Raw genomic sequence first — 26,772 nt, 5'->3', positions numbered from 1 at the left:
GTTATTTCACTCGACGCGCAGCCGATAGCCGACACCGGTTTCGGTGGTGATGTAGCGCGGCTGGTCGGGGGTTTTTTCGATCTTCTGCCTGAGCTGGCGCACATAGACCCTGAGATACTGCACATCGGTCGAATCGTCCCAGATCTGCTTCAGGATGAAGTGGTGGGTGAGCACCTTGCCGGCGTGCTGCACCAGGATGCGCAATATGTCGTACTCCTTCGGCGAGAGCTTCACCTCCCTGTCATCGACCTTGACGATGCGCTTGACCAGATCGACGCTGAGGTCGCCGCTCTGGAAAACCGGCTTCTCGCCCTGTTGCTGGAACTTGTGCCGCAGCGCCACGCCGATGCGCGCCACCAGTTCGTTCATGCCGAACGGCTTGGTGACATAATCGTCGGCGCCGAGTTCGAGCGCGCTGACGATACCGGCCTCGTCGGTGCGGCTGGAGAGGATGACGACGGGAATGTCGATGCCCCCGTCACGCCATTGGCGCAGGAGGTCATGACCTCCCATGCCGGGCAGGCCGAGATCGAGCAACACCAGGTCGGGCTTTTCCTGTTCGATCAGCTCGATCGCCACCTTGGCGTTCGGCGCCTCGCAGATCGTGTAACCCTGGCTGGCGAGGCCGACCCGCAGCAGCTTGCGGATCGGCGGCTCGTCATCGACAACCAGTATCCTGACATTGGAATTGGTCATCGGGGCTGATCCTCGCCGGGCTCGTCGCCACCATTGCCGACATCGGGCAATTCCGCCGGCACCGGCATCCGGATGGTGAAGGCGGCACCGGAGCGGTCGGTCCGGTTGGCGGCCGTGATCGTGCCGCCCATTGCCTCGACAAAGCCACGGCAGATCGACAGGCCGAGCCCGGTGCCGGCACGCACCTGATCACCCTTGCGAACCCGGTAGAATGTGTCGAACACGCGTTCCAGGTCCTGCGCCGGAATGCCCGGCCCTTCATCCATGACCTGCACGACGACGGAGCCATTGTCGGTCCATCCCTGGACGCGGATCGTCGAGCCGGGCGGCGAATATTTCGAGGCATTGTCGAGAAGGTTGAACAGGACCTGCTCGAACAACACGGGATCAAGCCTAAGCATCGCCAGTTCGGGTGGAATGTCGACTTCGATCTGGTGTTCGCCGGTGATCTTGCGGGCGCGGTCGAGCGCCGTGCCGACGATATCGCCGAGATAGTGGAGCGCGTAGTTGGGCTCCATCGCACCGGACTCGATCTTGGTCATGTCGAGCAGGTTGGCGATGAAGCGGTTCAGCCGTTCCGATTCGTCGATCACCGTCGACAGAAGCTCCACCCTGTCCTGATCGGGCAGATCAGGCGCGAATTCCTTGAGTGTGCCGGCCGCCCCCATGATGGCCGCGAGCGGCGTCTTCAGGTCATGCGAAATCGAGGTCAGCAGGGCCGAACGCAGCCGGTCGGCTTCGGCGGCGAGCTTGGCGCGGTCGACATCGGCGACGAGCTGGACACGTTCGATCGCCACCGCCGCCTGATCGGCCAGCGCGTCGAGCAGCCGCTGCTGCTCGGGCGTCAGAAGCGGACCTTGCTTGTCATTGTCGAGGCCGACGACGCCGATCGCGGTGCGCCCCGTGCGCAAGGGAAGATAGAGGCGCTTGGCGCCGGGCAGCGTATCGGCTCCACGTCCCGCGGCACGGTTGTGCTCCCAGGCCCAGCGGGCGGCGGCGATGTCGGCCTCGGCCAGGGTGTCGTCGGGCGGATAGCCTGCCTTGACCGTGATCGTGCCGTCTTCCGGCAGCAGCAGCACCACGCGCAGCTTCAGCATCGAGGCGATCTGGAAGGCTGTGGCCCAAAGAACGTCATCGAGCGTGCCGGCGCCGGCGAGCTTCTTGGAGAAGAGATAGATGTCCTCGGTTGCCCGCGCCCGCGAGCGGGCGGCGGCCGCCTGACGCTGCACGCGCGCCGTCAGGTTGCTGGCGATGACGGCGACGGCGATGAAGACGGCAATCGCGACGATGCTCTCGGGATCCCTGATCGTCAGCGTGTAGCGCGGCTCGAGGAAAAAATAGTTGAAGGCAAGGACACTGAGGAAACAGGCGTAAAGCGCCGGCCAGAGACCACCGGCCACCGCCGATGTCAGCACGGAGAGCAGGAAGACGATCGCCAGGTTGCGGACATCGAGGAACTGGTCGAGAGCGGTGCTGACGGCCAATGATCCGGCAACGTAAGCCGTGGCGAGCAAATACGGCTTGACCTGAAACTGCCTCTGCTCGGCTGCCGCGCTCACTCTCCTCGAAGGCGTCTCGGTGTCCCGCTCCGTCCCGGAGATGACATGGACGCTGATATCGCCGGCATTGCGGATCAGATCATAGGTGAGCGACCCCTCGATAAGTTCCCGCCAGCGCGACCGGGTCGGCCTGCCGACCACGATGTGGGTGAAATTGTTCGCCGTCGCATGGCGAACGATGTCCTGCGCGACGCTCTGGCCCGGAATGGTCGTCACCTCGGCGCCGAGTTGCTCGGCGAGGCGCAGGAGCGTGGCGAGCCTGTCCTTGTCATCCTCGGACATGCCGGCCGAGCGAGGCGTGTCGACATGAAGCGCCGTCCACGGCGCACGAAGCCTGTCGGCCAGCCTGCGTGCGTAGCGAATGCGGGCTGCTCCGCCCGGACGCGCATCGACGCAGACGAGCACCCTTTCGCCCGCCGCCCACGGACCCTGGATGGCGTGGGACTGCATGTGGTTGAGCAACTGTTCGTCGACGCGCTGGGCGGTACGGCGCAGCGCCAGTTCCCGCAACGCCGTCAGATTGCCCGGCGAAAAATAGTTCTCGACGGCACGCTGCGCCGTGTTGGGGAAATAGACCTTCCCTCCTCCAGCCGCTTGATCAGGTCGTCCGGCGTCAGATCGATGATTTCGACATCGTCGGCCCGGTCGATGATGGAATCGGGAACCGTCTCGCGCACCCGGACCCGGGTGATCTGGGCGACGACGTCGTTCAGGCTTTCGACATGCTGGATGTTGAGCGTCGTATAGACGTCTATGCCTCGCGCCAGGATTTCCTGAACGTCGAGGTAGCGCTTGGGGTGGCGGCTGCCGGGCGCATTGGTGTGGGCGAGTTCGTCGACCAGGACCAGCGCCGGGCGCCGGGCAAGGATGGCGTCGATGTCCATCTCGTCGAGGACACGCCCCTTGTAGTCGACCTTGCGGCGGGCAATGACTTCATACCCCTCGACCAGGGCCTGTGTTTCCTTGCGGCCGTGCGTCTCGACCACGCCGATCACCACGTCGACGCCGTCGGCCAGCCTGGCACGGCCCGACATCAGCATCTCGTAAGTCTTGCCGACACCCGGTGCCGCGCCCAGGAATATGCGCAGACGGCCGCGCCCTTCCCGCTCGGCGTGCTCGAGCAGCGCGTCGGGGGATGGTCTGTTTTCGACGTTGCTTCTGTCGTCCGGCATCGGGTCCGATCATGAATGGCGCCGGGGACCGTGTCGATCCCCGGCGCCTGCCATCAACTATTTCGCGGCATCCAGCGCCAGGTTGAGAGCCAGCACATTGACCGCCGGCTCGCCGAGCACGCCCAATTCCCGGTCCTCGACCTGGCCGTCGACGAGCGCCTTGACCTTGGCCTCGTCGATGTCCCTGGCCTTGGCCACGCGCGGAACCTGGAAATAAGCGGCCCGCGGGCTGATCTGCGGATCAAGGCCGCTGCCGGATGTGGTCACCAGGTCCATCGGCACCGGCGCGTTCGGATTTTCCGCCTTCAGCCTCTCGGCATCGCCCTTGATGCGCTCTATCAACTTCGGGTTGGTCGGGCCGAGATTGGAACCGCCCGAGGCGCTGGCATCATAGCCATTGCCCGCGGCTGAAGGCCGCCCGTGGAAATATTTGTCGCTGGCGAAGGCCTGGCCGATCAGGTCGGAGCCGATCACCTTGCCGTCCTTCTCGAGCAGGCTGCCATTGGCCTGATGCGGGAACAGCGCCTGCGCGATACCGGTCATGCCGATGGGATAGACGAGCCCGGTCAGCACGGTGAAGAAAACGATCATGATGATCGCGGGTCTGATTTGCTTGAGCATCGGAATGATCCTTATGCAAGGCCAAGGGCGGTGACAGCCATGTCGATTATCTTGATGCCGACGAACGGCACGACGATGCCGCCAAGGCCGTAGACGAGAAGGTTGCGGCTCAGCAGCGCGCCGGCGCCGATCGCCCGGTACTTCACGCCGCGCAGCGACAGCGGGATCAGCGCGATGATGATCAGCGCGTTGAAGATGATGGCCGACAGGATGGCGCTCTGCGGTGTCGCAAGGTGCATGATGTTGAGCGCCTGCAACGGGCCGGTCGTGTGGCCGGGCGCGACGTAGAAGACGGCGAACATGGCCGGGATGATGGCGAAGTACTTGGCGACGTCATTGGCGATGGAGAAGGTCGTCAACGAACCGCGCGTCATCAACAGCGCCTTGCCGATTTCGACGATCTCGATCAGCTTGGTCGGATCGCTGTCGAGATCGACCATGTTGCCGGCCTCGCGGGCGGCGACCGTGCCGGTGTTCATGGCCACGCCGACATCGGCCTGCGCGAGCGCTGGCGCGTCGTTGGTGCCGTCGCCGCACATGGCGACCAGCTTGCCCCTGGCCTGCTCGTCACGGATCAGCTTCAGCTTGTCCTCGGGCGTCGCCTGGGCGAGGAAGTCGTCGACGCCGGCTTCCGCCGCAATGGCTGCCGCCGTCATCGGATTGTCGCCGGTGATCATCACCGTGCGGATGCCCATGCTGCGCAGTTCGGCGAAACGCTCGCGGATACCGCCCTTGACGATATCCTTCAGGTGGACGACGCCGAGCAGGCGCCCGTCCCGCTCGACCGCCAGCGGCGTACCGCCCGATTTGGCGACCTCGTCGGCTATCGCCTGCAGGTCGCGCACGGTATCGCTTCCGGGCCGTATGCCATGCGTGGCCGATGTCGGCTGGCTGACATAGGTCAGGATCGAATCGACCGCGCCCTTGCGTACCGAAGAGCCGTCTATGTCGACGCCGCTCATGCGGGTCTGTGCCGTGAAGGGCACGAACGTGGCGTGCAACGTCGCCATGTCGCGGGCACGGATGGCGTACTTCTCCTTGGCCAGTACGACGATCGAGCGGCCTTCCGGCGTCTCGTCGGCGAGCGAGGCAAGCTGTGCCGCGTCGGCCAGTTCCTGCTCGCTCACGCCTTTGACCGGTCGGAATTCCGTCGCCTGGCGATTGCCGAGCGTGATCGTGCCGGTCTTGTCGAGCAGCAGCGTATCGACATCACCGGCGGCTTCCACCGCGCGGCCCGACATGGCCAGCACATTGAAGCGCACCAGGCGGTCCATGCCGGCAATGCCGATGGCTGACAGCAGCGCGCCGATCGTGGTCGGGATGAGCGTCACGAACAGGGCGACGAGCACGGTCACCGAAATGTAGCCGCCCGAATAGGAGGCAAAGCTCGGGATCGTCGCGGTGGCCAGCACGAAGATCAGCGTCATGCCGACGAGAAGGATGTTGAGCGCGATCTCGTTCGGCGTCTTCTGGCGCTCGGCGCCTTCGACCAGCGAGATCATGCGATCGAGGAAAGTATGGCCGGCGGCGGCGGTGATGCGCACGCGGATCCAGTCGGACAGCACCTGTGTGCCGCCGGTGACAGCCGAGCGGTCGCCGCCGGATTCGCGGATCACCGGCGCGGACTCGCCCGTTATCGCCGCCTCGTTGACCGAGGCGACGCCCTCCACCACCTCGCCGTCGGACGGGATGATGTCGCCGGCCTCGACCAGCACGATGTCGCCGACCTTCAGACCAGTGCCGGGCACCAGCTTGAACCTGGTGCGATCCTCGCCTGTCAAAAGCTTGGCCTGGGTTTCCGTGCGCGCCTTGCGCAGCGAATCCGCCTGCGCCTTGCCGCGCCCTTCGGCGACGGCTTCGGCGAAATTGGCGAACAGCACCGTGAACCACAGCCAGATGATGATCTGCAGCGTGAAGCGCAGATCGCCACCGCCGGTGACGAGGTCCTTGACGAACAGCACCGATGTCAGCGCCGACACGACGGCGACGACGAACATCACCGGATTGCGAGCCAGCGTGCGCGGATCGAGTTTGCGGAAAGCGCCGCCAATGGCAGGCCACAGGATGCGGGCATCCACGATGCTCGCTGATTTTAACTGGCTCATTTTGAAGCTCCGGCTTCAGTGTTGGTGTGCGGCGCCGATTGGTCGGATGCCGAAAAAAGATGGGGAAGCCCGTAGGCCAGCAGCCAAAGCGCGATCATGGCGCCGGCAAGCCCGAGAAACGTCGACATGGTCGGGAAAGGAGGCGGCAGCCCCTCTTTCCCCGGATCGGGCCGACGCCTGACATGGCGGCGTTTGTTGCTGAACCAGGACATGGGCACCTCAGAATGTCTGTCCATGGATCATCGCCAGGTGCTCGACAACTGGTCCGACGGCAAGCGCCGGGAAGAAAGTCAGCCCGCCGACGATGACGATGACGCCGACCAGCAGCCCGACGAACAGCGGACTGTCGGTCGGGAAAGTGCCGGCCGAGGCGGGCACGGTCTTCTTCGCCGCCAACGCGCCGGCGATGGCGAGCGCCGGGATGATGACCAGGAAGCGGCCCATCAGCATGCCGATGCTGATGGTGATGTTGTACCAAGGCGTGTTGCCGGTGAGGCCGCCGAAGGCCGAGCCGTTATTGGCCGCCGCCGAGGTGTAGGCGTAGAGGATTTCGGAGAAGCCGTGCGGCCCGCCATTGGCGATCGAGGCGACCGCGCTCGGCAGCACCACCGCGATGGCCGTGAAGACCAGCATCGCCAGAGGCAGGCACAGGATGGCCAGCATCGCCATCTTGACCTCCTTGGCCTCGATCTTCTTGCCGAGATATTCGGGCGTGCGGCCTACCATCAGGCCGGCGACGAAGACGGCAATCAGAATGAACATCAGCATGCCATAGAAACCGGCGCCGACACCGCCGACGATGACCTCGCCTAGTTGCATGTTGATGAGCGGGATCATGCCGCCAAGCGCGGTGAACGAGTCGTGCATGGCGTTGACCGCGCCGCATGAAGCTGCCGTGGTGATGACCGCGAACAAAGCCGACAGCGCGATGCCGAAACGGGTCTCCTTGCCTTCCATGTTGCCGCCGTCGATGCCGAGCGCATGGACCAGCGGATTGCCCGCGGCTTCCGCCCAGTAGCAGACGGCGACGCCGGCGATGAACAGCACGCCCATCGAGGCAAGGATTGCCCAGCCCTGGCGCTGGTTACCGACCATGCGGCCGAAGACGTTGGTCAAGGCAGCGCCGACGACGAAGATCGACAGCATCTGGATCAGGTTGGAGATGGCGTCGGGGTTCTCGAAGGGATGTGCCGCGTTGGCATTGAAGAACCCGCCGCCATTGGTGCCGAGCATCTTGATGGCGACCTGCGAGGCGACCGGGCCGAGCGCGATCGTCTGCTTGGCGCCTTCGAGCGTGGTGGCATCGACATAAGGCCCGAGCGTCTGCGGCATGCCGAGCCAGACATAGACCAGGGTGAGCACGATGCAGAGCGGCAAAAGCACGTAGAGCGTGGCGCGCGTCATATCGACCCAGAAATTGCCGATCGATTTTCCCGAAGCGCGGGCAAATCCGCGGATCAGGGCAATCGCGACGGCGATGCCGGTGGCCGCCGAAACGAAATTCTGGACCGTCAGGCCGGCCATCTGCACGAGGTAGGACATCGTGCTTTCGCCGCCGTAGTTCTGCCAGTTGGTGTTGGTCATGAAGCTGGCGGCGGTGTTGAAGGCGAGCGCCGGATCGACCGCGCTCATGCCGGCCGGATTGTAGGGGAGGCTGCCCTGCAGGCGCTGCAGGAAATAAAGCACCAGAAAGCCCGCCAGGTTGAACAGCAGCAGGGACACCGCATAGGTGGTCCAGTGCTGTTCCTCGCGCTCGCTGGTTCCGCAAATGCTGTAGAGTCCGCGCTCGAGTGGGCCGAGGACCGACGAAAGCGGCGTGCGATCGCCGTTGAAGACGCGGTGCATGTAGCCGCCGAGCGGCTTCACCAGCAAAACGAGGATCCCGCAGAAGATGAGGATCTGTATCCATCCGTTTATGGTCATGATGTAGCTTCCGTGCACCGGTGGACTAGAAACGCTCTGGGCGAATGAGGGCGTAGGTCAGGTAAGCGAGCAGGAACAAGGTCACGCCGCCACCGAGGATGTAGACGACAAGCATGGTTCGATCCTTCCGCTTAAATTCTGTCGCAGGCTCTGACGTAGGCGAGGGACACGACGAAGAACAAAACTCCGATCCCGAGCACGATAATGTCCATTTTGCCTGTTCCTTGTGCTTTGTACTTCGTGCCTTCCTGGAAAGGCTCGCAATACCGTGACAACCCCGCCGCATGTTCATCGACGTGGCACCAAATCTTGGTTGTGTGAATATGGACCCGATCGCCATAAAGGTTCGAGACGGCGCGGGGCGCAAAGAAATAGGAATTTTATAAAGGTTTCCGGCGTGGGCTCGCCGTCGAAGGGCGGTGCCTCGACGCGCGCGAAAAGGGCTCCGAGCCGATCGCCACCTGTTCCTTCGGGGGGCATTTGTTAGAAGGCGCTTATTCGCCCGCGAAGATCATCTCTTATGGAACAACGGCTTAACCCGCGAATTGTCGGTCAATTTCATCAGCTCGGGAGTCGGCCGCATGATCGAAAACGACCGAACGGCCATTACCGTGAAGGTGCGCGACGAGAGCGAGCGCCATGTCTTCGAGGCTTCGCTCGTCATCTCGTCCAGTTGGTGTGACTGACAGCCGGCTGGGCCACGCAGACCCTCTGCAAGATGAAATTGAAAGCCCGGCTCGGGAGGGCCAAGCCGGGCTTTCGGTGGTGGCCGTACAAACTGGCCGCCATGATGGCAGGTCGGACGATCAGGCTGCGTAGCCGCCATAGCCGCGCGCGACGGCACGCGCCACGATGACAGGCTCGATCTCGGGCCAGAGAATGCCGGTGGCTTGCGCGAATTCAACGAGCGCATGTCGCGCCTCGTCCCTCGTGATGCAACCTTCCAGGGCCAGGCCACATGCCTCGACGGCATTGCGATAAAGGGGACCACGGCGGGAGGTCGTCCAGTTGGTCAGGAAATCGTGCATTTCGGCCAGCGAGGCGATCTCGCGCTTGAAGCCGAGGCCGACGGTCAAGGCGACGGGCGAATGAAACAGCTTGTCATGCATGAAGCGGGCTCCTGATTGGTGGCGGTGCTCGCAGAAAATCCTGGCGGGATCTGCTGATGAGACGCCGGGAAACGCATTGCGAAGCAGGAGGTTCCCGAGCAGGCAGCCGCGTCTGGTAATCAACTGGGCGGAAGCGACCGACGGCTTGCTACTGCAATCGCTGTTGTCTCAGCGAGCGGAGCCACACGGCATATTACAAATAGAAAAGTGATTCAGTGGCTTGACGACAAAAATGGCGGAGAGAGCGGGATTCGAACCCGCGTTACGGTCTCCCGTAAACACACTTTCCAGGCGTGCGCCTTCAACCACTCGGCCACCTCTCCGTCCTTGCATTTTTCGCGACGGCCGGTTTCGCCGCGCGGGTTGGGGACAAATGCAGTCCCTTCAGGAAGCCGGGACGCGATTTCCGCGCCGTGGGTGCCGCCAACCAGCAAACACCTTCCCGTCGCACCTGAGCCGTCAAAGCAACAGGCGCGGGGCTCATCTAGTCGATCCCGCGCCGAATGCCAAGCCATAACGGCAGTCTATTCGCTTTGCCGGCCACACAGCGCTTCGTGAGGCCGCCGCTGCATCCGTTTTCGAGGTACCGACGCCCCGAATGATGTGCACAGGCGAGGCCGCAAGACCCGCCGCGCTTGACTTCGCCGCCGGCCACCTGTCGAGTGATGCGGAGGCTTTGCGGGGGCATCGTCCGGACATGACATCAAGCAGTGGGCAACCGAACAGTGGGCAGGCGCCAGTCGGGCGGCCAGGCAATGACCTGTCTTATGTCCCGGTGGGTTGGCTCATCTTCGTCATGGCGTGGTCGGTCTACGGCCTGGCCTCGGCCTGGTGGCTGACCGGCGACTCCGGCCTGCCGGACAGGATCTTCTATTTCCTCCTTGGCGGGCTTGCCGTCGACATCATCACCATCCTGTGGGGCCTTTACCTGCTCGGCCTTGCCTTTGGCCGCTCGGCGCGCTTCCCGCGCCAGTTCATCATCTGGCAGGTGGCGACCATCGTCTGGGTGCTGGCGAGGCAGGCCTATGTGCTTGCCGTGCCCGATTTCGTCTTCTCCGCCAGGAGCCAGCTCATCGGCGGCGCCGAAATCGCCATCGGCCTGCTTTGCATTTATCTGTTGCGCCGCGGCTCCGGCGCCGAGGACGTCTATGCCAGGCCGCCGGCCGAAGCGCCGTCGGTCTTCGTTTCCATCGTCGCTGCCTTGCTCGGCATCATCCTGGGCGCGGTCATTGGCGCCGTTGGCGGCTTCCTGGCTGGCTCGGTGATCGCCGATGTCGCCGAGGTCAGTTGCTTCGAGGGCGGCTGCGGCTACTTTGCCGCTTTCATCGGCTTGGCCGGGCTGGTGGTCGGCGCGATCGCCGGAGGCATTCTTGCCGTCTGGCTCGTCCACCGCCGCGGGCGCAAGCCAGTCGCATAGGGATCAGAAAGCGCCGGCCTTCAAATTCGCGTATCGCGATTGCGGACAAACCGCACTCATTCTATTTCTGGTTGGGACATCTGCCGGAGGGCTCCTGGTCAGTTCCCAGGATGAACGGGGGAGAGCCTTGATGTTTCGCTTCGTCTTTCGTCTTGCGGCCATGGTCGCGCTGTCGGTTTCGGTCATCATGGCGGTGCTCGACACGACGCGCACGGTGGCGGCTTCGGCCCTCGTGCTGACCCCGCTCAATGCCAGCTGGCTGGCTGTCTCGCCGGACACGCGGGCGGCCTTCGAAACCTATGTCCGCGCCAAGGCCAGTCCGCTGTTGTGGGATGGCGCCATCGCCTGGGTGCTCAACCAGCCGGGCTTTGCGGTCTTCGCGGTGCTGGCCTTCCTGCTTTACGCCATAGGCTACCGGCGGCAGCGGCGCACGGGACAGTTCGCCGCGAACTGACCCACCGGCATCGCCTGCGTCGTTCCGGCCACCTCCTGACGGCTTGCGCGCAAGGATCGGATCGCGGCGCGGCGTGCCTATGGCATGCTTTTCCAAAAGGTCAAAATTCCGCGTGAATTTTGTTTCGGGCCGTGCCAGATTGGCCGGGAGCGGGAGGGGAATACACTCCTGGCTAACGTCGTTTGCCTGCCGGAGAACCGGGCAGACAGGCGGTGCGTAACGGAAAAAATAACCGACAGGGTGTGGATCACATGAAACGTATCGTTCTCGGCCTCCTGGCCGCAACCGCAATGGTTCTTCCGGCTTTCGCCGCGGATGTCCAGCCGGCCATCCTCTATGATCTGGGCGGCAAGTTCGACAAATCCTTCAATGAGGCGGCCTTCCACGGCGCCGAGAAATTCAAGACCGAGACCGGCACCCCTTATGTCGAGTTCGAAGTGTCCAACGCCTCGCAGCGCGAGCAGGCGCTGCGCCGCTTCGCCGAGGACGGCCGTAACCCGATCGTCATGGCCGGCTTTGCCTGGGAGGACGCCCTCAAAGCGGTCGCAAAAGATTATCCCGACCTGAACTTCGCCATCATCGACGATGCCGTCGACCTGCCCAACGTCCGTTCGCTGGTGTTCAAGGAGAATGAAGGCTCCTATCTCGTCGGCATCCTGGCAGGGATGGCCTCGAAGTCCAAGAAGGTCTCCTTCATCGGCGGCATGGACATCCCGCTGATCCGCAAATTCGAATGCGGCTATGTCGGCGGCGCCAAGGCGGCAGGCGCGACCGATGTCATCCAGAACATGACCGGCGACACGCCGGCTGCCTGGAACGACCCGGCCAAGGGCGGCGAGATCGCCAAGACGCAGATCGACCAGGGCTCCGACGTGGTCTATGCCGCGGCCGGCGGCACCGGCGTCGGCGTGCTGCAGGCGGCGGCTGATGCCGGCAAGCTCGGCATCGGCGTCGATTCCAACCAGAACGGCCTGCAGCCCGGCAAGGTGCTGACGTCGATGATGAAGCGTGTGGACGTCGCCGTCTACAATGCCTTCATGGACGGCAAGAACGGCACCTTCAAAGGTGGCTTGCAAAATCTCGGCCTCAAGGAAGGCGGCGTCGACTACGCCATGGACGACAACAACAAGGCGCTGGTGACCGACGAAATGAAGGCGGCGGTCGAAAAGGCCAAGGCCGACATCATCGCCGGCAAGATCCAGGTGCACGACTACACTGCCGACAACGCCTGCCCCTATTGATCGGCGGCACCATACGGCAATGACTGGAACCGCCGGGCAACGCCCGGCGGTTTTGTGTCGGCCTACAGCTTGCCGGCCAGATAACCCAGCGCGAAGGCCGCGATCAGTGCCACGGCGACCACGTACCCACGCCGACCGCCCAGCGCGTGCACGCCAACGCCGTACGGCTGTCGAGACAGGCTTCGGATCACTGTCGGCGGTTTGGCATCGTTGCCGCCCAGGCCAACGCTGCGCATTTGCGGTAATTCGGCCAGGCGTTGCGTGACCAGCGCCCAATGATTGGCGCCGGCTGGTTTTTCGGCACGGTCGAAAACATGCATGCGTTCGGCGAGTTGCACCACTGCGTCGCGGAAGGCAGGGTCGATCTCAAGATCGCGCTCGGCCCGCTCGCGCTCGGCATCGTTCATCAGGCCCAGCACATAATCGCCGGCCCTTGCGATGCGGTCGCTTTCACCGGCCATGGCCAGGACCCTCCCCTTCTCCTCACCAGTGCGGCGGTTTGGTCACCGGCACATCCGGTGCCGCCTGCTCTTCAAGGGCCAGGAAGCGGTCGGTCAACGCATCGAGCTTGCGCTGCATGCGTTCGATCACCTTCCACTGCTCGGCAATCTGGCCCGACAGTTCCTCGATGGTCTTCTCCTGTTCGGCGGCGCGGATTTCCAGCGTCGTCAGCCGGTCGGCGGGCATGATCATGCAAAGTCCCCAGTTCGCGCCGCGACACCTTGCGCCGCAATGTCAAATCGACCTCGCCATATTAGCGAATGCGAGAGCTTCGGCCACGTTCGAAATTGACAAGCGCGCGCGGATTTGTCGAGAGTGGACGCTGCTCCGGACAATTGGCATGGGCGGAGCGTCATGCTAGGCATTTTGACCAAGCGATAAAAAAATAAGAGTGGGACAGGCTGCATGGCGCAAGCCGCAATCGAACTGACAGGCATCAACAAGAGTTTTGGTGCGGTGCGCGCCAACCGCGACATCAATCTGGAGATCGCGCGCGGCACTATTCACGGTATCGTCGGCGAGAACGGTGCCGGCAAGTCGACGCTGATGTCGATCCTCTACGGTTTCTACCAGGCCGACAGCGGCGAGATCCGTGTCGGCGGCAAGCCGGCGTCGATCAAGACCCCCAACGACGCGATCGCGCTCGGCATCGGCATGGTGCACCAGCATTTCATGCTGGTCGACAATTTCTCGGTACTGGAAAACATCATCCTCGGCGCCGAAACCGATGCGCTTCTGAAGAGCAGCATCGCCAAGGCGCGCTCCGAGCTTGACCGGCTGGAGCGCGAATACGGGCTGGAAGTCGATCCCGATGCGATCATCGAGGAACTGCCGGTCGGCCTGCAGCAGCGCGTCGAAATCCTGAAGGCGCTTTATCGCGGCGCCGAAATCCTGATCCTCGACGAGCCGACGGGCGTCTTGACGCCGGCCGAGGCCGACCACCTGTTCCGCATCCTCAGGCAATTGAAGGAACAGGGAAAGACGGTGGTGCTGATCACCCACAAGCTGCGCGAGATCATGGCCATCACCGACACCGTGTCGGTGATGCGCCAAGGCACAATGGTGGCGACCCGGGAGACCAGGAAAACCACCGTCGAGGAACTGGCCGAACTGATGGTCGGGCGGCGCGTGCTGCTCCGGGTCGAAAAGCGCGAGGCCGAGGCCGGTGCGGTCAAGCTCGCGGTCAAGAATCTGACGGTCAGGGATTCCCGCGGCGTGACCATGGTCGACGACGTCTCCTTCGATTTGCGCGCCGGCGAAATCGTCGGCATCGCCGGCGTCGCCGGCAACGGCCAATCCGAATTGCTCGAGGCGATTTCCGGCATCAGGCACGCCGTTTCCGGTTCCGTGATGCTCGAGGGCAAGCCGATCGATCTCACCGGCAAGGCCGATCCCGGCGAATTGCGCGACCGCGGCCTCGCCCACGTGCCGGAAGACCGCCACCATGTCGGTCTGGTGCTGGCCTTCGAGGAAAACGAAAATTCCATCCTCGGCTACCATGACGATCCCCGTTACCTCAGGGGACCGTTCCTCAACATCGACGCCATCATGGCCGATGCCAAGGACAAGATCGAGAAATACGACATTCGTCCCGGCAATCCGCGCCTGAAGACGGCCAATTTTTCGGGCGGCAACCAGCAGAAGATCGTGCTCGCGCGCGAAATCGAACAGGACCCGGGCGTGCTGATCGTCGGTCAGCCGACGCGCGGCGTCGATGTCGGCGCCATCGAATTCATCCACAAGCGCCTGATCGCCATGCGCGACCAGGGCAAGGCGGTGCTGGTGGTCTCGGTCGAACTCGACGAGATACGTTCGCTCTCCGACCGCATCCTGGTGATGTTTGCCGGCCGCATCGTCGGCGAGCGCGGCCCCGAGGCGACCGAAGGCGAGCTTGGCCTGCTGATGGCCGGTGTCGAGCATCAGGAGGCCGCCCAGTGAGCACGCCTTACGCCAAATTGCCGGCCTGGGCCGACTATGGGCTGATCCCGCTGATCAACCTGTCGGTCGCCTTCATCGTTGCCGGCTTCGTCGTCATGCTGGTCGGCGAAAACCCTTTCCGCGCCGCCGTCATCCTGGTCGAAGGCGCCTTCGGCAAGGGAACAGGCATCGCCTTCACCCTGTTCTATGCCACGACCTTCATATTCACCGGGCTTTCGGTGGCGGTGGCGGCGCATTGCGGCCTGTTCAACATCGGCACCGAGGGACAGGCCTACATCGCCGGCCTCGGCATCGCCATCGTCTGTCTTTCCTTCGACAGCACACTGCCCTGGTGGCTGACATTTCCGCTGGCCATCGTGGCCTCGGCGCTCGTGGGCGCGTTGTGGGCGTTGATCCCCGCCTATCTGCAGGCCAAGCGCGGCTCGCACATCGTCATCACCACGATCATGTTCAACTTCATCGCCGCCTCGATCATGGTCTACCTGCTGGTCGGTCCGCTGAAACCGGCAGGGTCGCAGGCGCCGCAGACGCGCAACTTCCTCGCCGGCGCCGAACTGCCGAAGCTCAACTGGATCATCGAACTGTTCGGCGCCAAGATCCGCTCGGCCCCGCTCAACATCTGCTTCCTGCTGGCGCTGGTGATGGCCTTCCTGGTCTGGCTGCTGATCTGGCGCACCAGGCTCGGCTACGAGATGCGCACCTATGGCCACAGCCCGAAGGCGGCCCGCTATGCCGGCATTTCGGAAACGCGCATCATCATCACCGCCATGATGATCTCGGGCGCGCTGGCCGGCATGATGGCGCTCAACCCGGTGATGGGCGACCAGCACAATGTCGCGATCGACTTCGTTTCGGGCGCCGGCTTCGTCGGCATCGCCGTGGCGCTGATGGGCCGCCTGCATCCGGTCGGCATCGTGCTGGCGGCGATCCTGTTCGGCATGCTCTACCAGGGCGGCGCCGAACTCGCCTTCGAGATGCCGGCGATCAGCCGCGACATGATCGTCATCATTCAAGGGTTGGTCATCCTCTTCGCCGGCGCGCTGGAGCACATGTTCAGGCCCTATATCCAGGCTCTGTTCGCCTCGTTCAGCCCGAAATCGGTGGGCATGCAGGCCGTCAACGGAAAGGGCGCCTGAGATGGATATCTTCAACGCAATCATCCAGGTGCTGGACTCGACCATCCGCCTGTCGGTGCCGCTGCTGCTTGCCTGCCTCGCCGGCCTCTATTCGGAGCGGGCCGGCATTTTCGACATCGGCCTCGAGGGCAAGATGCTGGTCGGCGCCTTCGCGGGGGCTGCCGCGGCTTCCGTGTTCCATTCGGCGCTTATCGGTCTCGGCATGGCGGTCCTGATCTCTGTCGCCTTCGCGCTGGTGCACGGTTTTGCCTCGATCACCCATCGCGGCAACCAGATCGTTTCGGGCGTGGCGATCAACTTCGTCGCCGCCGGATCGACCATCATCCTCGGCCAGGCCTGGTTCCAGCAGGGTGGCCGCACGCCGGCGCTGCAACCGGGCGAGCGGTTCGAGGCGATCATCTGGCCTGGCGCCGAAGCGGCCAGGGACGTGCCGATAATCGGTCCGATCTATGCCGAACTGATCTCCGGCCATTCGATCCTCGTCTATTTCGCCTTTGCGATGGTGCCGTTCACCTGGTGGGTGCTGTTTCGCACGCGCTTCGGCCTCAGGCTGCGCGCGGTCGGCGAAAATCCAGCCGCGGTCGACACCGCCGGCATCTCGGTCGCCTGGCTGCGCTATCGCGCGCTGATCTGCACCGGCATCCTGACCGGATTCGCCGGCGCCTATCTTTCGATGGTGCAGAATGGCGGCTTCGTGAAGGACATGACGGCGGGCAAGGGCTACATCGCACTGGCCGCGCTGATCTTCGCCAAATGGAAACCGGTCAACGCCATGTTCGCCTGCCTGCTGTTCGGCTTCCTCGATGCGGCGTCGATCCGCCTGCAGGGGACACCGCTGCCCATTGTCGGCAAGGTGTCGGTGCAGTTCATGCAGGCGCTGCCTTATGTGCTGACCGTCATCCTGCTCGCCGGCTTCATCGGCAAGGCCATCCCGCCACGCGCAGGCGGCGTGCCTTACGTCAAGGAACGCTAAGACAAGACTCCACACGCCGGGTTTGGACACGATCATCGGAGAGAACACCTGAATGTCGCATGATCTGTTCGAAGCGGCCAAGGCTGCCATGGCCAACGCCTATGCGCCCTACTCGAAATTCCCGGTGGGTGCTGCCCTGCGTACCGAGGACGGGCGCGTCTTCACCGGCGCCAACATCGAGGTCGCCTCTTATCCCGAGGGCTGGTGCGCCGAGACCACCGCGCTTGGCCACTACATCATGGGCGGCGGCGGCAAGATCGTGGAAATCGCCGTCCTTGCCGAACGCATGGCCAAATGCTCGCCGTGTGGCGGCTGCCGTCAGCGGCTGGCCGAATTCTGCCGCCCGGAAACGAAACTCTACCTCTGCGACGACACCGGCGTGGCCGAGACGGTGACCATGGGCGACATGCTGCCCTACGGTTTTCGCGGCGATATCCTCAAATGACGCGTTGGCTCAAATGAAAAGCTGGCTCAAATGAAGCGTAGGCCGAGATGACCGAAAAGGCGCTGGACCATCTTATCGAGAGGCTTGACGGCCTGGCGCCGTCGACCGCGCTGGTGCTGGGTTCGGGCCTGGGCGGCCTGGTCGACCGGATCGACAATCCGATCCGCGTCTCCTATGCCGACCTGCCCGGCTTTCCCAGGAGCGGTGTCAGCGGCCATGCCGGTGAAGTGGTCGCCGGGCTGTTTGCCGGCGCTCCGGTGCTGATGCTGTCCGGCCGCGCCCACTACTATGAGCATGGCAACGCCGCGGCGATGCGGCCGGTGCTGGAGGTGCTTGCCGGCATCGGCATCACGAAACTGATCCTCACCAACGCAGCCGGCTCGGTCGATCCGGACATGCCGCCGGGCTCGGTGATGCTGCTCACCGACCATATCAACTTCTCCGGCACCAATCCGCTGATCGGCGAGCCGAGCGACCGCCGTTTCGTCGGCCTGACCGAAGCCTATGATGCCGACATCCGCGACGCGATCGAACGCGCGGCGAAGGCGACCGGCACAGCGCTGCACAAGGGCGTCTATATGTGGTTCTCGGGTCCCTGCTTCGAGACGCCGGCCGAAATCCGCATGGCGCGCACCATGGGCGCCAACGCCGTCGGCATGTCGACCGTACCGGAAGTCATTCTCGCTCGTTTCCTCGGCCTGCGCGTCGCCGCCTGTTCGGTCATCACCAATTTGGCCGCCGGCATGACCGGAGCCGAGCTTTCGCACCAGGAAACCAAGGACATGGCGCCGGTTGGCGGATCGCGGCTGGCAACGGTGCTGCAGCGCGTGTTCCGTGACGGGCTGCTGGAGAGCTGATGCTTCCACAGGAAATCATCCGTCACAAGCGCGACGGCCACAGGCTGTCGCCTCATGAGATCGCCGCCTTCATCGACGGCGTGACGTCGGGCACCGTAACCGACGGCCAGGTCGCGGCCTTCGCCATGGCGGTGTTCTTCAACGGCATGAACCGCGACGAGGCCGTGGCGATGACGCTTGCCATGCGCGATTCCGGCGACGTGCTCGACTGGTCGGATTTGCCAGGCCCCGTCACCGACAAGCATTCGACCGGCGGTGTCGGCGACAATGTCTCGCTGATGCTGGCGCCGATCGTCGCCGCCTGCGGCGCCTATGTGCCGATGATCTCGGGCCGAGGTCTCGGCCATACCGGCGGCACGCTGGACAAGATGGATGCCATTCCCGGCTACACCAGCCAGCCCGACATCACGCTGTTCCGCAAGGCGGTGCTGGAAACGGGCTGCGCCATCATCGGCCAGACCGCTGATCTGGCACCCGCCGATCGCCGGCTCTACGCCATCCGCGACGTGACCGGAACCGTGGAATCGGTGCCGCTGATCACCGCATCGATCCTGTCGAAGAAGCTCGCGGCGGGCCTGCAATCGCTGGTGCTCGACGTCAAGGTCGGCAACGGCGCCTTCATGGAGAAATCCCGTGATGCGACCGCGCTCGCCAACAGCCTGGTCGAGGTCGCCAGCGGCGCCGGGCTGAAGGTCTCGGCGCTGATCACCGGCATGAACGAACCGCTGGCCTCGGCCGCCGGCAATGCGGTCGAGGTGCGCAATGCCGTCGATTTCCTGACCGGCCGCTTGCGTGACCGGCGGCTGGAGGATGTGACGCTGGCGCTTGCCGCTGAAATGCTGCAGTCGGCGGGGCTGGTATCGTCCAACCAGGACGGCATGCGCCGCGCCACCGAGACGCTGGCCAGCGGCCGCGCCGCCGCCACCTTCGCGCGCATGGTGACCGTGCTTGGCGGCCCGGCCGATCTCGTCGAGAAGCCGGAAAAATACCTGCCCGAGGCGGCAACGGAATTCGCGGTCAAGGCGACGACAGAGGGTTTCGTCACAAATATTGCCACCCGCGACATCGGCCTCGCGGTGGTCGGGCTGGGCGGCGGGCGCACCCGGCCCGACGACAAGATTGATCCCGCGGTCGGCATCACCAGGCTGCTGCCGATAGGCGCGGAAGTAGCCGCCGGAGACGCGCTGGCGCTGATCCATGCCCGCTCACCATCCGATGCCGAAGCGGCAGCCGCGGCGGTGCTTTCAGCCTATGCGATCGGTGCTTCGAAGCCGTCCGCCGACAAGTCGGTCATCCGGCGGATTCTGCCGCGCGGCTGAGTGCGCCCTACTGAACCAACAGCAGCGTGCCGTTCTCCGCCTGGTATTTTCCCAGCCGATTGAGAAAACTCATGCCGATCAGGTTGGTGCCCAGTGCCTTGTCGTCGAGCACGATCGCCTGCACACCGTCGACACTGATGCTGCCGATCTGCAGGCGGTCGATCATCACCACGGCTGCCTTGATGGAGCCGTTGGCGGTGTTGACCTCGTGGCTGAAATCGGAGGGATTGAGCGACAGCCCGATCCGGCGTGCCGTCGACATATTGACCGCCACCAGCGTCGCACCGGTGTCGATCATGCCGTCGACCTGACGGCCATTGAGCCTGAAGGTGGACGAAAAGTGTCCACGCCCATCCGCCGCAACCACGACCTTGCGGCCGGTCGGCAGCGGCGCCACCGGCTTGTCGGGAACGGACGCCAGGCTGACCTCGGGTTGCGTCTCGACCCCGGGCTTGGCCGTCACAGCCGATTTCAACAGGTTTTCGAATATTCGCGGATTCGACTGGTAGACAATCGGGATCGATGCCGACGCACCGGCAAAGACGCTGAGGATAAGGAGCTTGCGCAGCATGGATCGGCCTCGCCGCATGACCCCGAAAATCGAGATCGATTTTCGGAAAGCCTCATGCGCAAAAAACAAAGTGCTACAGCGTCCTTTTGTGCATCCGATTAGACGCACGGCGCTGTAGTGCGTGCCGATTCATTAGCGCTGGATGGTGTTTGCCGCCTTAACGCACGCCGAAACCGCGTCTTTGCGTAAACATTTGGTAAATCATATCAAGCACTTTGCTTGGTATTATTTTGTCCCGTACATACGGTCGCCGGCATCACCGAGACCAGGCATGATGTAGCCCTTCTCGTTGAGCTGGCGATCGATGGACGCGGTGAAGACCGGAACATCCGGATGCGCCTTGGTAAAGCGCTCGATGCCTTCGGGCGCCGCCAGCAGGCACAGGAAGCGGATGTTGGTGGCGCCGCGCTCTTTCAACTTGTCGATCGCCGCGATCGCCGAATTGGCGGTCGCCAGCATCGGGTCGACGACGATGACCAGCCGGTCGCCGAGGTCGCTCGGCGCCTTGAAAAAATATTCGACAGCCTCCAGCGTTTCGTGATCGCGGTAGAGGCCGACATGGGCCACGCGGGCCGCCGGCACCAGGTCGAGCAGGCCTTCGAGCAAGCCGTTGCCGGCGCGCAGCACCGAGGCGAACACCAGCTTCTTGCCCTCCAGTGTCGGAGCTTCCATCGTCTCCATGGGCGTTTCGATCGTTGTCGTCGTCAATTCGAGATTGCGGGTGACCTCATAGCCGAGCAGCAGCGATATCTCGCGCAGCAGGCGCCGGAAGCCGGCCGTCGAGGTCTCCTTCTTGCGCATGATGGTCAGCTTGTGCTGGACAAGCGGGTGGTCGACGACGGTGACGCCCTTCATTGATGGTCTCCTGATGCGGTGTCGCCCGAAACCGCGCGCATGGATCCTTTCGGACGTGTCGCGCTTCAAGCTGCTTGGGCGAACCCTAGCGGTATTGGACCGGCCAAGGAACCGCTTGGCCCGCATCGACCACAGCTTTGTCGGAAGAAATCAGCGAGCCGCACCATTCAGGCGGGCCAGAAGCGCCGCTTTGGTCTTGCGGTCGACGAAAGCCGCCTCGATAGCCGTCCTGGTGACCGCGGCGAGCGCTTTCTCATTCATCGCGAAATGCTCCGCCGCGATGTCGTATTCGCGCTTCAGCGAAGTCCAGAAATAGGGCGGGTCGTCGGAGTTGAGCGTTACCTTGCAGCCCGCCGCCTGCAGGGCCGGAAACGGATGATCGGCGAAACTGTCGAACACCTTGAGCGCGATGTTGGAACCGGGGCAGCACTCCAGCACGACGCCCTCGTCGGCGATGCGCCGGACAAGGTCGGGGTTTTCGATGGCGCGCACGCCATGGCCGATGCGCGACGGGCGGATATGGTCGAGTGCCGCCTGGACGGTCTCCCAGCCCGTCAGTTCGCCGGCATGGATGGTAATGCCGAGCCCGGCCTCGCGTGCGATCTCGAACGCCCTGACATAATCCTCCATGTCGCCCATGCGCTCGTCGCCGGCGACGCCGAAGCCGGTGACGAGCGGATGGCCGCAACGCGCCGCGAAGCGTGCCGCCCGCTCGATCGATTCAACACCGACATGGCGCACCCCGGTGACGATCATGCGGCCCTCTATGCCGGTCTTGGCCTTGGCGCGCAGCATGCCTTCGCCGAGCGCGTCGGTGTAGGCCTTGGGCGACAGCCCGGCTTTCGTCGCGTGATCCGGCGAGGTGAACACCTCGGAGTAGATTGCCCCGTCGCGGGCCAGGCTGGTCAGATAATGGTCGGCCAGCCGCGCGTAATCCTCCTCGGTTCGGAACAGGTCGGCGGAAAAGTCGTAGGCCGCGAGAAAGGAGGTGAAATCGTGCCAGACGAAGGAACCGTTCTGGATATAAAGCGAGGTATCCTTGCCGTATTTCTGCGCCTGCCGGATGACGAGCTCGGGCGCCGCTGCCCCTTCAATGTGGCAGTGCAGTTCCGCTTTCAAAGGCATTCAAACATCCCGTCGGTCAGTCCAGGTCTTGAAAACCCACCACCTGGAAGCGCGGCTGAACACCGCGCCTTAAACAATAGCGCCCGCATCATCGATCGGCTATGGTCCCGCCGGTTTTATGACGGATCAAAAAAATGTCAGTTGAGAGAACCACGGCCGCCGGCGGCATGGAAACCTCCTATGGTTTCAAGCGTGTAGGGGAAGGCGAGAAGCAGTCCCTGGTCAACGATGTTTTCCACAAGGTCGCCAACCGCTACGACCTGATGAACGACTTGATGTCAGGCGGCCTGCACCGGCTGTGGAAGGACGCCATGGTCGCCTGGCTCAATCCGCCCAAGCGCGCCGGCTGGCGCGTGCTCGATGTTGCCGGCGGCACCGGAGACATCGCCTTCCGTATCGTCGATGCCAGCCATGGCCATGCCCATGCCACCGTGCTCGACATCAACGGCTCGATGCTCGCCGTCGGCCGCGATAGGGCTGAAAAGAAGAGATTGTCCGGCAACACCGACTTCGTCGAGGCCAACGCGGAGGAACTGCCGTTCCCTGACGCCAGTTTCGACGCCTACACCATCGCTTTCGGCATTCGCAACGTCCCGCATATCGACGTGGCCCTGGGTGAGGCGTTCCGCGTGCTGAAGCCCGGCGGCCGCCTCCTGTGCCTGGAGTTTTCCGAGGTCGAGATGCCGCTGCTCGACAAGGTTTACGAAGCCTGGTCGTTCAATGCCATTCCCAAGATCGGCAAGATGGTCACCGGCGACGGCGAGCCCTATTCCTATCTGGTCGAATCGATCGCGAAATTCCCAAATCAGCAAAACTTCGCGGCGATGATTTCCCGCGCCGGCTTCGAGCGCGTCTCCTTCCGCAACTATTCCGGCGGCATAGCGGCCCTGCATTCGGGCTGGAAGCTTTGAAGCCGTCGCCCATCTCTGACACGCGGCGTGCCTTGCGCCAGTTCGATGAGCCGGTGGGGCGGACGCGGCCATGAGCACCGTCAGCGCGGGATTCCGGCTCATACGGGCCGGTTGGGTGCTGGTGCGCGAGGGCGTCGTTGCTGCCTTGCCCGGCGAAGAACTGTCCGGCCTGCCCAAATTCGGCTGGCGGCTGGCGCGGCTGTTCACCCGTCGCCGCGCGCTCGCCTATGAGCGCAGCGACCGGCTGGCGAAGGCGGTGGTCCGGCTCGGCCCTTCCTACGTCAAACTTGGCCAGTTCCTGGCGACGCGGCCCGACGTCGTCGGCAACGACATGGCGCTCGATCTCGCCATGCTGCAGGACAAGATGCACACCTTCCCGAAGGCCGAAGCGATCGCGGCCATCGAGGCCTCGCTCGGGCGCAAGGTGGGCGATCTCTATGCGCGGTTCGGCGATCCCGTTGCGGCTGCCTCCATCGCCCAGGTGCATGCCGCCGACACCATGCATGACGGCGTGGCCACCCAGGTGGCGGTGAAGGTGATCCGGCCGGGCGTTCGCCGCCGCTTCTTCCACGATCTCGAAAGCTATTTTCTCGCCGCTCGCCTGCAGGAAAAATACATTCCTTCCTCGCGCCGGCTGCGACCGGTCGAGGTGACCGAGACGCTGGCCCAGACCACCAAGATCGAGATGGACCTGCGGCTCGAGGCGGCGGCACTCTCCGAACTCGGCGAGAACACCAGGGATGACCCCGGCTTCCGTGTCCCAACCGTCGACTGGGAGCGCACCGGCCGCGACGTGCTGACGATGGAATGGGTCGACGGCATCAAGATGAACAACATCGCCGGCCTCGAAGCCGCCGGCCATGACCTGAAGGCGATCGCCGCCAACCTCATCCAGTCCTTCCTGCGCCATACGCTGCGCGACGGCTTCTTCCACGCCGACATGCATCCGGGCAATTTGTTCGTCGAGGCAAACGGCACCATCGTCGCCGTCGATCTCGGCATTGCCGGGCGCCTCGGCAAGAAGGAGCGCCGTTTCCTCGCCGAAATCCTCTACGGCTTCATCACACGCGACTATCTGCGCGTCGCCGAGGTGCATTTCGAGGCCGGCTATGTGCCGCGCCAGCACAATGTCTCTGCCTTCGCGCAGGCAATCCGTGCGATCGGCGAGCCGATCCACGGCCAGCCCGCCGAAACCATTTCGATGGCCAAGCTTTTGACGCTGCTGTTCGAGGTGACCGAACTCTTCGACATGGCGACCCGGCCTGAATTGATCCTGCTGCAGAAGACCATGGTGGTGGTCGAGGGCGTGGCACGCACGCTCGACCCTGCCTTCAACATGTGGAAGACCGCCGAACCGGTTGTCGGCGGCTGGATCGCCGGCAATCTAGGGCCGCGCGGTCTGATGGTGGATGCCCGCGACGGAACCAAGGCGCTTCTGGCGCTGGTGCGCCAGGCGCCGGAGCTTGCGGCGCGCACCGACCGGCTGTCACGCGAAATCGACCTGATGGCCGAACACGGGCTGCGCTTCGACGAGACCACCGCCCGCGCCATCGGCAAGGCCGAGGCGCGCTACAGCCGATCCGGCCGCGTGGCGCTGTGGGTGATCGCGCTGACGCTGGTCTACATTGCCTGGAAGCTGCTTTAGACTCCGAGGCGAGGCCTGCGGCTTGCGGCAATTTGATTGCATTGCTATCATCGCTATCAGGCAAGATGAGTAGAGTGCAATCATATGGCCAGCATCACCATCCGCAACCTTGACGATGAGGTCAAGGAGCTGCTGCGCCGGCTGGCGGCGGAAAACGATCGCTCCATGGAAGAACAGGCGCGGGTGATGATCCGGGCCGCTGTCGACGGTCAGATCGGCCCGGTTGGCCGTCTCGACCAGATCGAGAAAGCCCTCCAGGAACTGGCCAATTCGCAAGGCACCCCGGCGTCAGCCCTGGCAGGCAAGAGCTTGCCGCGAGGCACACTTTCCAACAAACGCATCCTGCTGATCATCTGCGGCGGCATCGCCGCCTACAAGGCGCTCGACCTGATCCGCAGGCTGCGCGAGCGTGGTGCGGCGGTGCGGGTGGTCATGACGTCGGCGGCGCGGGAATTCGTGACGACGCTCTCGGTCGGCGCGCTCTCCGCCGACCATGTCTTCACGGACCTGTTCGACCCCAACGATGAACACGATGTCGGCCACATCAGGCTGTCGCGCGAGGCCGACCTCCTGGTGGTGGCGCCCGCCACCGCCGACCTGATGGCCAAGCTCGCCAATGGCCACGCCAACGATCTGGCCTCGACCGTGCTCATCGCCGCCGACAAGCCGGTGCTGATGGCCCCGGCGATGAACCCGAAGATGTGGTCGCATCCCGCCACCCGCCGCAACCGCGCGACATTGGGCAAGGACGGCATCGCCTTCGTCGGCCCCGCCAAGGGTGAGATGGCCGAGAGCAACGAGGCCGGCGAAGGCCGCATGGCCGAGCCGCTGGAGATCGTCGCCGCGGTCGAGGCGCTGCTCGATGCCAGGCCCAGGCCGCTGGCGGGACGCAAGATCATCGTCACGTCAGGCCCGACGCACGAGCCGATCGATCCCGTGCGCTATATCGCCAACCGGTCGTCCGGCAAGCAGGGCCACGCCATCGCCGCGGCATTGGCAAGGCTCGGCGCCGACGTGCGTCTCGTCTCCGGTCCCGTAGGCATCGCCGATCCGGCCGGGGTGAAGACCGTCCATGTCGAACGGGCGCAAGAGATGCGCGACGCGGTGGAACAGCTTCTGCCCGCCGACGCCGCGGTGTTCGTCGCCGCCGTTGCCGACTGGCGCACCGAGACTTCAGCCGGCGAGAAGATCAAGAAGGTCGCGGGCGAAGGCCCGCCGGTGCTGCGCATGGTCGAGAACCCCGACATTCTGGCGGGCATCGGCCACCACAGGCAGCGACCAGGCCTGGTCGTCGGCTTTGCCGCCGAGACTCAGGATCTCTTGGGCAATGCCGAGGCCAAGCTCAGGAAGAAAGGCGCCGATCTCATCGTCGCCAACGATGTGTCGCAGGCCAGCGGTATCGGTCCTTCAGGCGTGATGGGCGGCGATCGCAACCGGGTGCGGATCGTGTCGAAGGCCGGCGTCGAGGAATGGCCTGAAATGACCAAGGACGAGGTGGCGGCGCGGCTCGCCGCGCTCATCGCCGAGCGGTTGAAAACGATCGTTGTCTGACAGGTGTCGGCGGAAGCATCTACCGCCAACACCCTGTCGCTTGCGGTAACGGTCTAAGCCGTCAGTTGGCCAAAAGCTCCGCGGTGCGGGCAAGCGCGCCACCGAAGCCGTTGAGCGGAATGGAAAAGCTTACGACTTGCCCCGTATCCGCCGCGAACGCATCGATCTTGAGCGTGGTGCCGTTCTTGAGCAGCGGCGCGACATTGGCATCGAACGCCACCGGCACCAGGCAGCCGACCACCTGGCAGGTGTTGAACGGCAGGCTGCCGTCGAGCTTCTGGTCGTCGATGGTCAGCGTAACGCCCTTGGCAAGCGCCAGGCCAAACGGCAGGGCAAGGGTTCCCGTCGCATCCTCGCCGGTCTTGCTCGACAGCTCGATCGCCAGCAGCCGCTGGTTGCTTTGCTTGTTGAACTGCTGGTGCGACAGGCTGCAGACCTTGTTGGTGCCCGATATCTGGCAATTGACCGTCCAGTCGCCATGGGTTTCGGACAAGGCCGAAGCACCACCGGGCAGTTGCGGCGCGTCAGCCGCGGCGGGCGGCGTTGCCGTCACCTTGTCGCTCTTGGTTTGCGCCGCCATGGCCGGCAGGCCTGCGATACAGGCAGCACCCAGCACGGCTGCGAAATACGCGTATTTCCTCATCAAGA

General features: G+C 64.0%; 24 protein-coding genes, 1 tRNA gene and 1 pseudogene. 12 read left to right on the top strand and 14 right to left on the bottom strand.

What is annotated here, in order from left to right:
- Positions 1-6: 6 nt before the first annotated feature.
- The 8 genes and pseudogenes from EJ077_RS05395 to EJ077_RS05360 all read right to left on the bottom strand — a co-directional run bounded on the left by EJ077_RS05395 (position 7) and on the right by EJ077_RS05360 (position 9,508).
- Positions 7-696: a response regulator transcription factor gene (locus EJ077_RS05395; RefSeq protein ID WP_208700208.1), complete on the bottom strand. Its 690-nt coding sequence runs from the start codon at positions 694-696 to the stop codon at positions 7-9.
- Positions 693-3,427 (bottom strand): annotated as a pseudogene (locus EJ077_RS05390) (DUF4118 domain-containing protein). The gene EJ077_RS05395 and the pseudogene EJ077_RS05390 overlap by 4 nt, the downstream one beginning before the upstream one ends.
- A gap of 57 nt (positions 3,428-3,484) precedes the next feature.
- A complete protein-coding gene (gene kdpC, locus EJ077_RS05385; protein ID WP_208700206.1) occupies positions 3,485-4,048 on the bottom strand; it encodes a potassium-transporting ATPase subunit KdpC in 564 nt (187 codons plus the stop codon).
- Between the two features lie 11 nt (positions 4,049-4,059).
- Positions 4,060-6,153, bottom strand: a complete 2,094-nt coding sequence (gene kdpB / locus EJ077_RS05380) for a potassium-transporting ATPase subunit KdpB (RefSeq protein WP_208700204.1) — start codon at positions 6,151-6,153, stop codon at positions 4,060-4,062.
- Positions 6,154-6,372: 219 nt separating this feature from the next.
- A complete protein-coding gene (gene kdpA / locus EJ077_RS05375) occupies positions 6,373-8,076 on the bottom strand; it encodes a potassium-transporting ATPase subunit KdpA (RefSeq protein ID WP_208700202.1) in 1,704 nt (567 codons plus the stop codon).
- Positions 8,077-8,101: 25 nt separating this feature from the next.
- A complete protein-coding gene (kdpF, locus tag EJ077_RS05370; RefSeq protein ID WP_208700200.1) occupies positions 8,102-8,191 on the bottom strand; it encodes a K(+)-transporting ATPase subunit F in 90 nt (29 codons plus the stop codon).
- A gap of 691 nt (positions 8,192-8,882) precedes the next feature.
- On the bottom strand, positions 8,883-9,185 hold the full coding sequence (locus tag EJ077_RS05365) for a DUF982 domain-containing protein (protein ID WP_140704254.1): 303 nt from the start codon (positions 9,183-9,185) through the stop codon (positions 8,883-8,885).
- A gap of 233 nt (positions 9,186-9,418) precedes the next feature.
- Positions 9,419-9,508: transfer RNA gene (locus EJ077_RS05360), tRNA-Ser, on the bottom strand.
- Positions 9,509-9,882: 374 nt separating this feature from the next.
- On the opposite strand from EJ077_RS05360, the gene EJ077_RS05355 reads away from it, so the two are divergent.
- The 3 genes from EJ077_RS05355 (at position 9,883) to EJ077_RS05345 (ending at position 12,297) form a co-directional block, all read left to right on the top strand.
- Positions 9,883-10,602: a DUF2569 domain-containing protein gene (locus tag EJ077_RS05355; RefSeq protein WP_245458643.1), complete on the top strand. Its 720-nt coding sequence runs from the start codon at positions 9,883-9,885 to the stop codon at positions 10,600-10,602.
- Between the two features lie 130 nt (positions 10,603-10,732).
- Entirely contained in the window at positions 10,733-11,056 is a 324-nt protein-coding gene (locus EJ077_RS05350; RefSeq protein ID WP_127869964.1) for a hypothetical protein, read from the top strand.
- A gap of 251 nt (positions 11,057-11,307) precedes the next feature.
- Positions 11,308-12,297 (top strand): BMP family lipoprotein, encoded by a 990-nt coding sequence (locus EJ077_RS05345; RefSeq protein ID WP_208700196.1) that lies wholly within the window; start codon positions 11,308-11,310, stop codon positions 12,295-12,297.
- A 62-nt stretch (positions 12,298-12,359) separates the two neighbouring features.
- Here the strand turns inward: EJ077_RS05345 and EJ077_RS05340 are convergent, their stop codons facing one another.
- On the bottom strand, positions 12,360-12,758 hold the full coding sequence (locus tag EJ077_RS05340; protein WP_208700194.1) for a hypothetical protein: 399 nt from the start codon (positions 12,756-12,758) through the stop codon (positions 12,360-12,362).
- A 22-nt stretch (positions 12,759-12,780) separates the two neighbouring features.
- Positions 12,781-12,987: a SlyX family protein gene (locus EJ077_RS05335; protein WP_123151274.1), complete on the bottom strand. Its 207-nt coding sequence runs from the start codon at positions 12,985-12,987 to the stop codon at positions 12,781-12,783.
- A 216-nt stretch (positions 12,988-13,203) separates the two neighbouring features.
- Here EJ077_RS05335 and EJ077_RS05330 point away from each other — a divergent pair, with 216 nt between their 5' ends.
- Genes EJ077_RS05330 through deoA form a run of 6 tightly spaced genes read left to right on the top strand, consistent with a single transcriptional unit; the run spans position 13,204 to position 19,466 of the window.
- Positions 13,204-14,736: an ABC transporter ATP-binding protein gene (locus tag EJ077_RS05330; RefSeq protein ID WP_208700192.1), complete on the top strand. Its 1,533-nt coding sequence runs from the start codon at positions 13,204-13,206 to the stop codon at positions 14,734-14,736.
- Positions 14,733-15,872: an ABC transporter permease gene (locus EJ077_RS05325; RefSeq protein WP_136090865.1), complete on the top strand. Its 1,140-nt coding sequence runs from the start codon at positions 14,733-14,735 to the stop codon at positions 15,870-15,872. The genes EJ077_RS05330 and EJ077_RS05325 overlap by 4 nt, the downstream gene beginning before the upstream one ends.
- Position 15,873: 1 nt before the next feature.
- Positions 15,874-16,845, top strand: coding sequence for an ABC transporter permease (locus tag EJ077_RS05320; protein ID WP_208700190.1), 972 nt, complete (start codon positions 15,874-15,876; stop codon positions 16,843-16,845).
- Between the two features lie 52 nt (positions 16,846-16,897).
- Positions 16,898-17,290 carry a cytidine deaminase gene (cdd, locus tag EJ077_RS05315; protein WP_208700187.1) on the top strand — a complete coding sequence of 131 codons (393 nt, stop codon included), beginning with the start codon at positions 16,898-16,900 and terminating at the stop codon, positions 17,288-17,290.
- Between the two features lie 47 nt (positions 17,291-17,337).
- Entirely contained in the window at positions 17,338-18,147 is an 810-nt protein-coding gene (locus EJ077_RS05310; protein ID WP_208700185.1) for a purine-nucleoside phosphorylase, read from the top strand.
- Positions 18,147-19,466, top strand: coding sequence for a thymidine phosphorylase (deoA, locus tag EJ077_RS05305; RefSeq protein WP_208700183.1), 1,320 nt, complete (start codon positions 18,147-18,149; stop codon positions 19,464-19,466). The genes EJ077_RS05310 and deoA overlap by 1 nt, the downstream gene beginning before the upstream one ends.
- 7 nt (positions 19,467-19,473) lie before the next feature.
- Here deoA and EJ077_RS05300 read toward each other — a convergent pair whose 3' ends face one another.
- The 3 genes from EJ077_RS05300 to EJ077_RS05290 form a co-directional block, all read right to left on the bottom strand.
- Positions 19,474-20,037 (bottom strand): TIGR02281 family clan AA aspartic protease, encoded by a 564-nt coding sequence (locus tag EJ077_RS05300; protein WP_208700181.1) that lies wholly within the window; start codon positions 20,035-20,037, stop codon positions 19,474-19,476.
- A gap of 225 nt (positions 20,038-20,262) precedes the next feature.
- Positions 20,263-20,892, bottom strand: coding sequence for a uracil phosphoribosyltransferase (gene upp / locus EJ077_RS05295; protein ID WP_027143010.1), 630 nt, complete (start codon positions 20,890-20,892; stop codon positions 20,263-20,265).
- A 150-nt stretch (positions 20,893-21,042) separates the two neighbouring features.
- Complete coding sequence (locus EJ077_RS05290; protein WP_208700179.1) at positions 21,043-22,017, bottom strand: adenosine deaminase; 975 nt, start codon at positions 22,015-22,017, stop codon at positions 21,043-21,045.
- A gap of 134 nt (positions 22,018-22,151) precedes the next feature.
- On the opposite strand from EJ077_RS05290, the gene ubiE reads away from it, so the two are divergent.
- From ubiE to coaBC, 3 genes are all read left to right on the top strand, one after another.
- A complete protein-coding gene (gene ubiE / locus EJ077_RS05285; protein WP_127280961.1) occupies positions 22,152-22,928 on the top strand; it encodes a bifunctional demethylmenaquinone methyltransferase/2-methoxy-6-polyprenyl-1,4-benzoquinol methylase UbiE in 777 nt (258 codons plus the stop codon).
- 70 nt (positions 22,929-22,998) lie between these two features.
- The gene (ubiB, locus tag EJ077_RS05280; RefSeq protein WP_208700177.1) at positions 22,999-24,573 is read left to right on the top strand and encodes a 2-polyprenylphenol 6-hydroxylase; all 1,575 of its coding nucleotides are present in this window, start codon (positions 22,999-23,001) and stop codon (positions 24,571-24,573) included.
- Between the two features lie 84 nt (positions 24,574-24,657).
- The gene (coaBC, locus tag EJ077_RS05275; RefSeq protein WP_210212152.1) at positions 24,658-26,124 is read left to right on the top strand and encodes a bifunctional phosphopantothenoylcysteine decarboxylase/phosphopantothenate--cysteine ligase CoaBC; all 1,467 of its coding nucleotides are present in this window, start codon (positions 24,658-24,660) and stop codon (positions 26,122-26,124) included.
- A 61-nt stretch (positions 26,125-26,185) separates the two neighbouring features.
- Here coaBC and EJ077_RS05270 read toward each other — a convergent pair whose 3' ends face one another.
- Positions 26,186-26,767, bottom strand: a complete 582-nt coding sequence (locus EJ077_RS05270; protein WP_208700175.1) for an invasion associated locus B family protein — start codon at positions 26,765-26,767, stop codon at positions 26,186-26,188.
- Positions 26,768-26,772: the final 5 nt, after the last annotated feature.

This window comes from Mesorhizobium sp. M8A.F.Ca.ET.057.01.1.1, assembly GCF_003952565.1.
Classification (GTDB): Bacteria; Pseudomonadota; Alphaproteobacteria; order Rhizobiales; family Rhizobiaceae; genus Mesorhizobium.
Note: the sequence above shows the minus strand (reverse complement) of the source record. Positions and strands in the feature narration are given on the sequence as shown.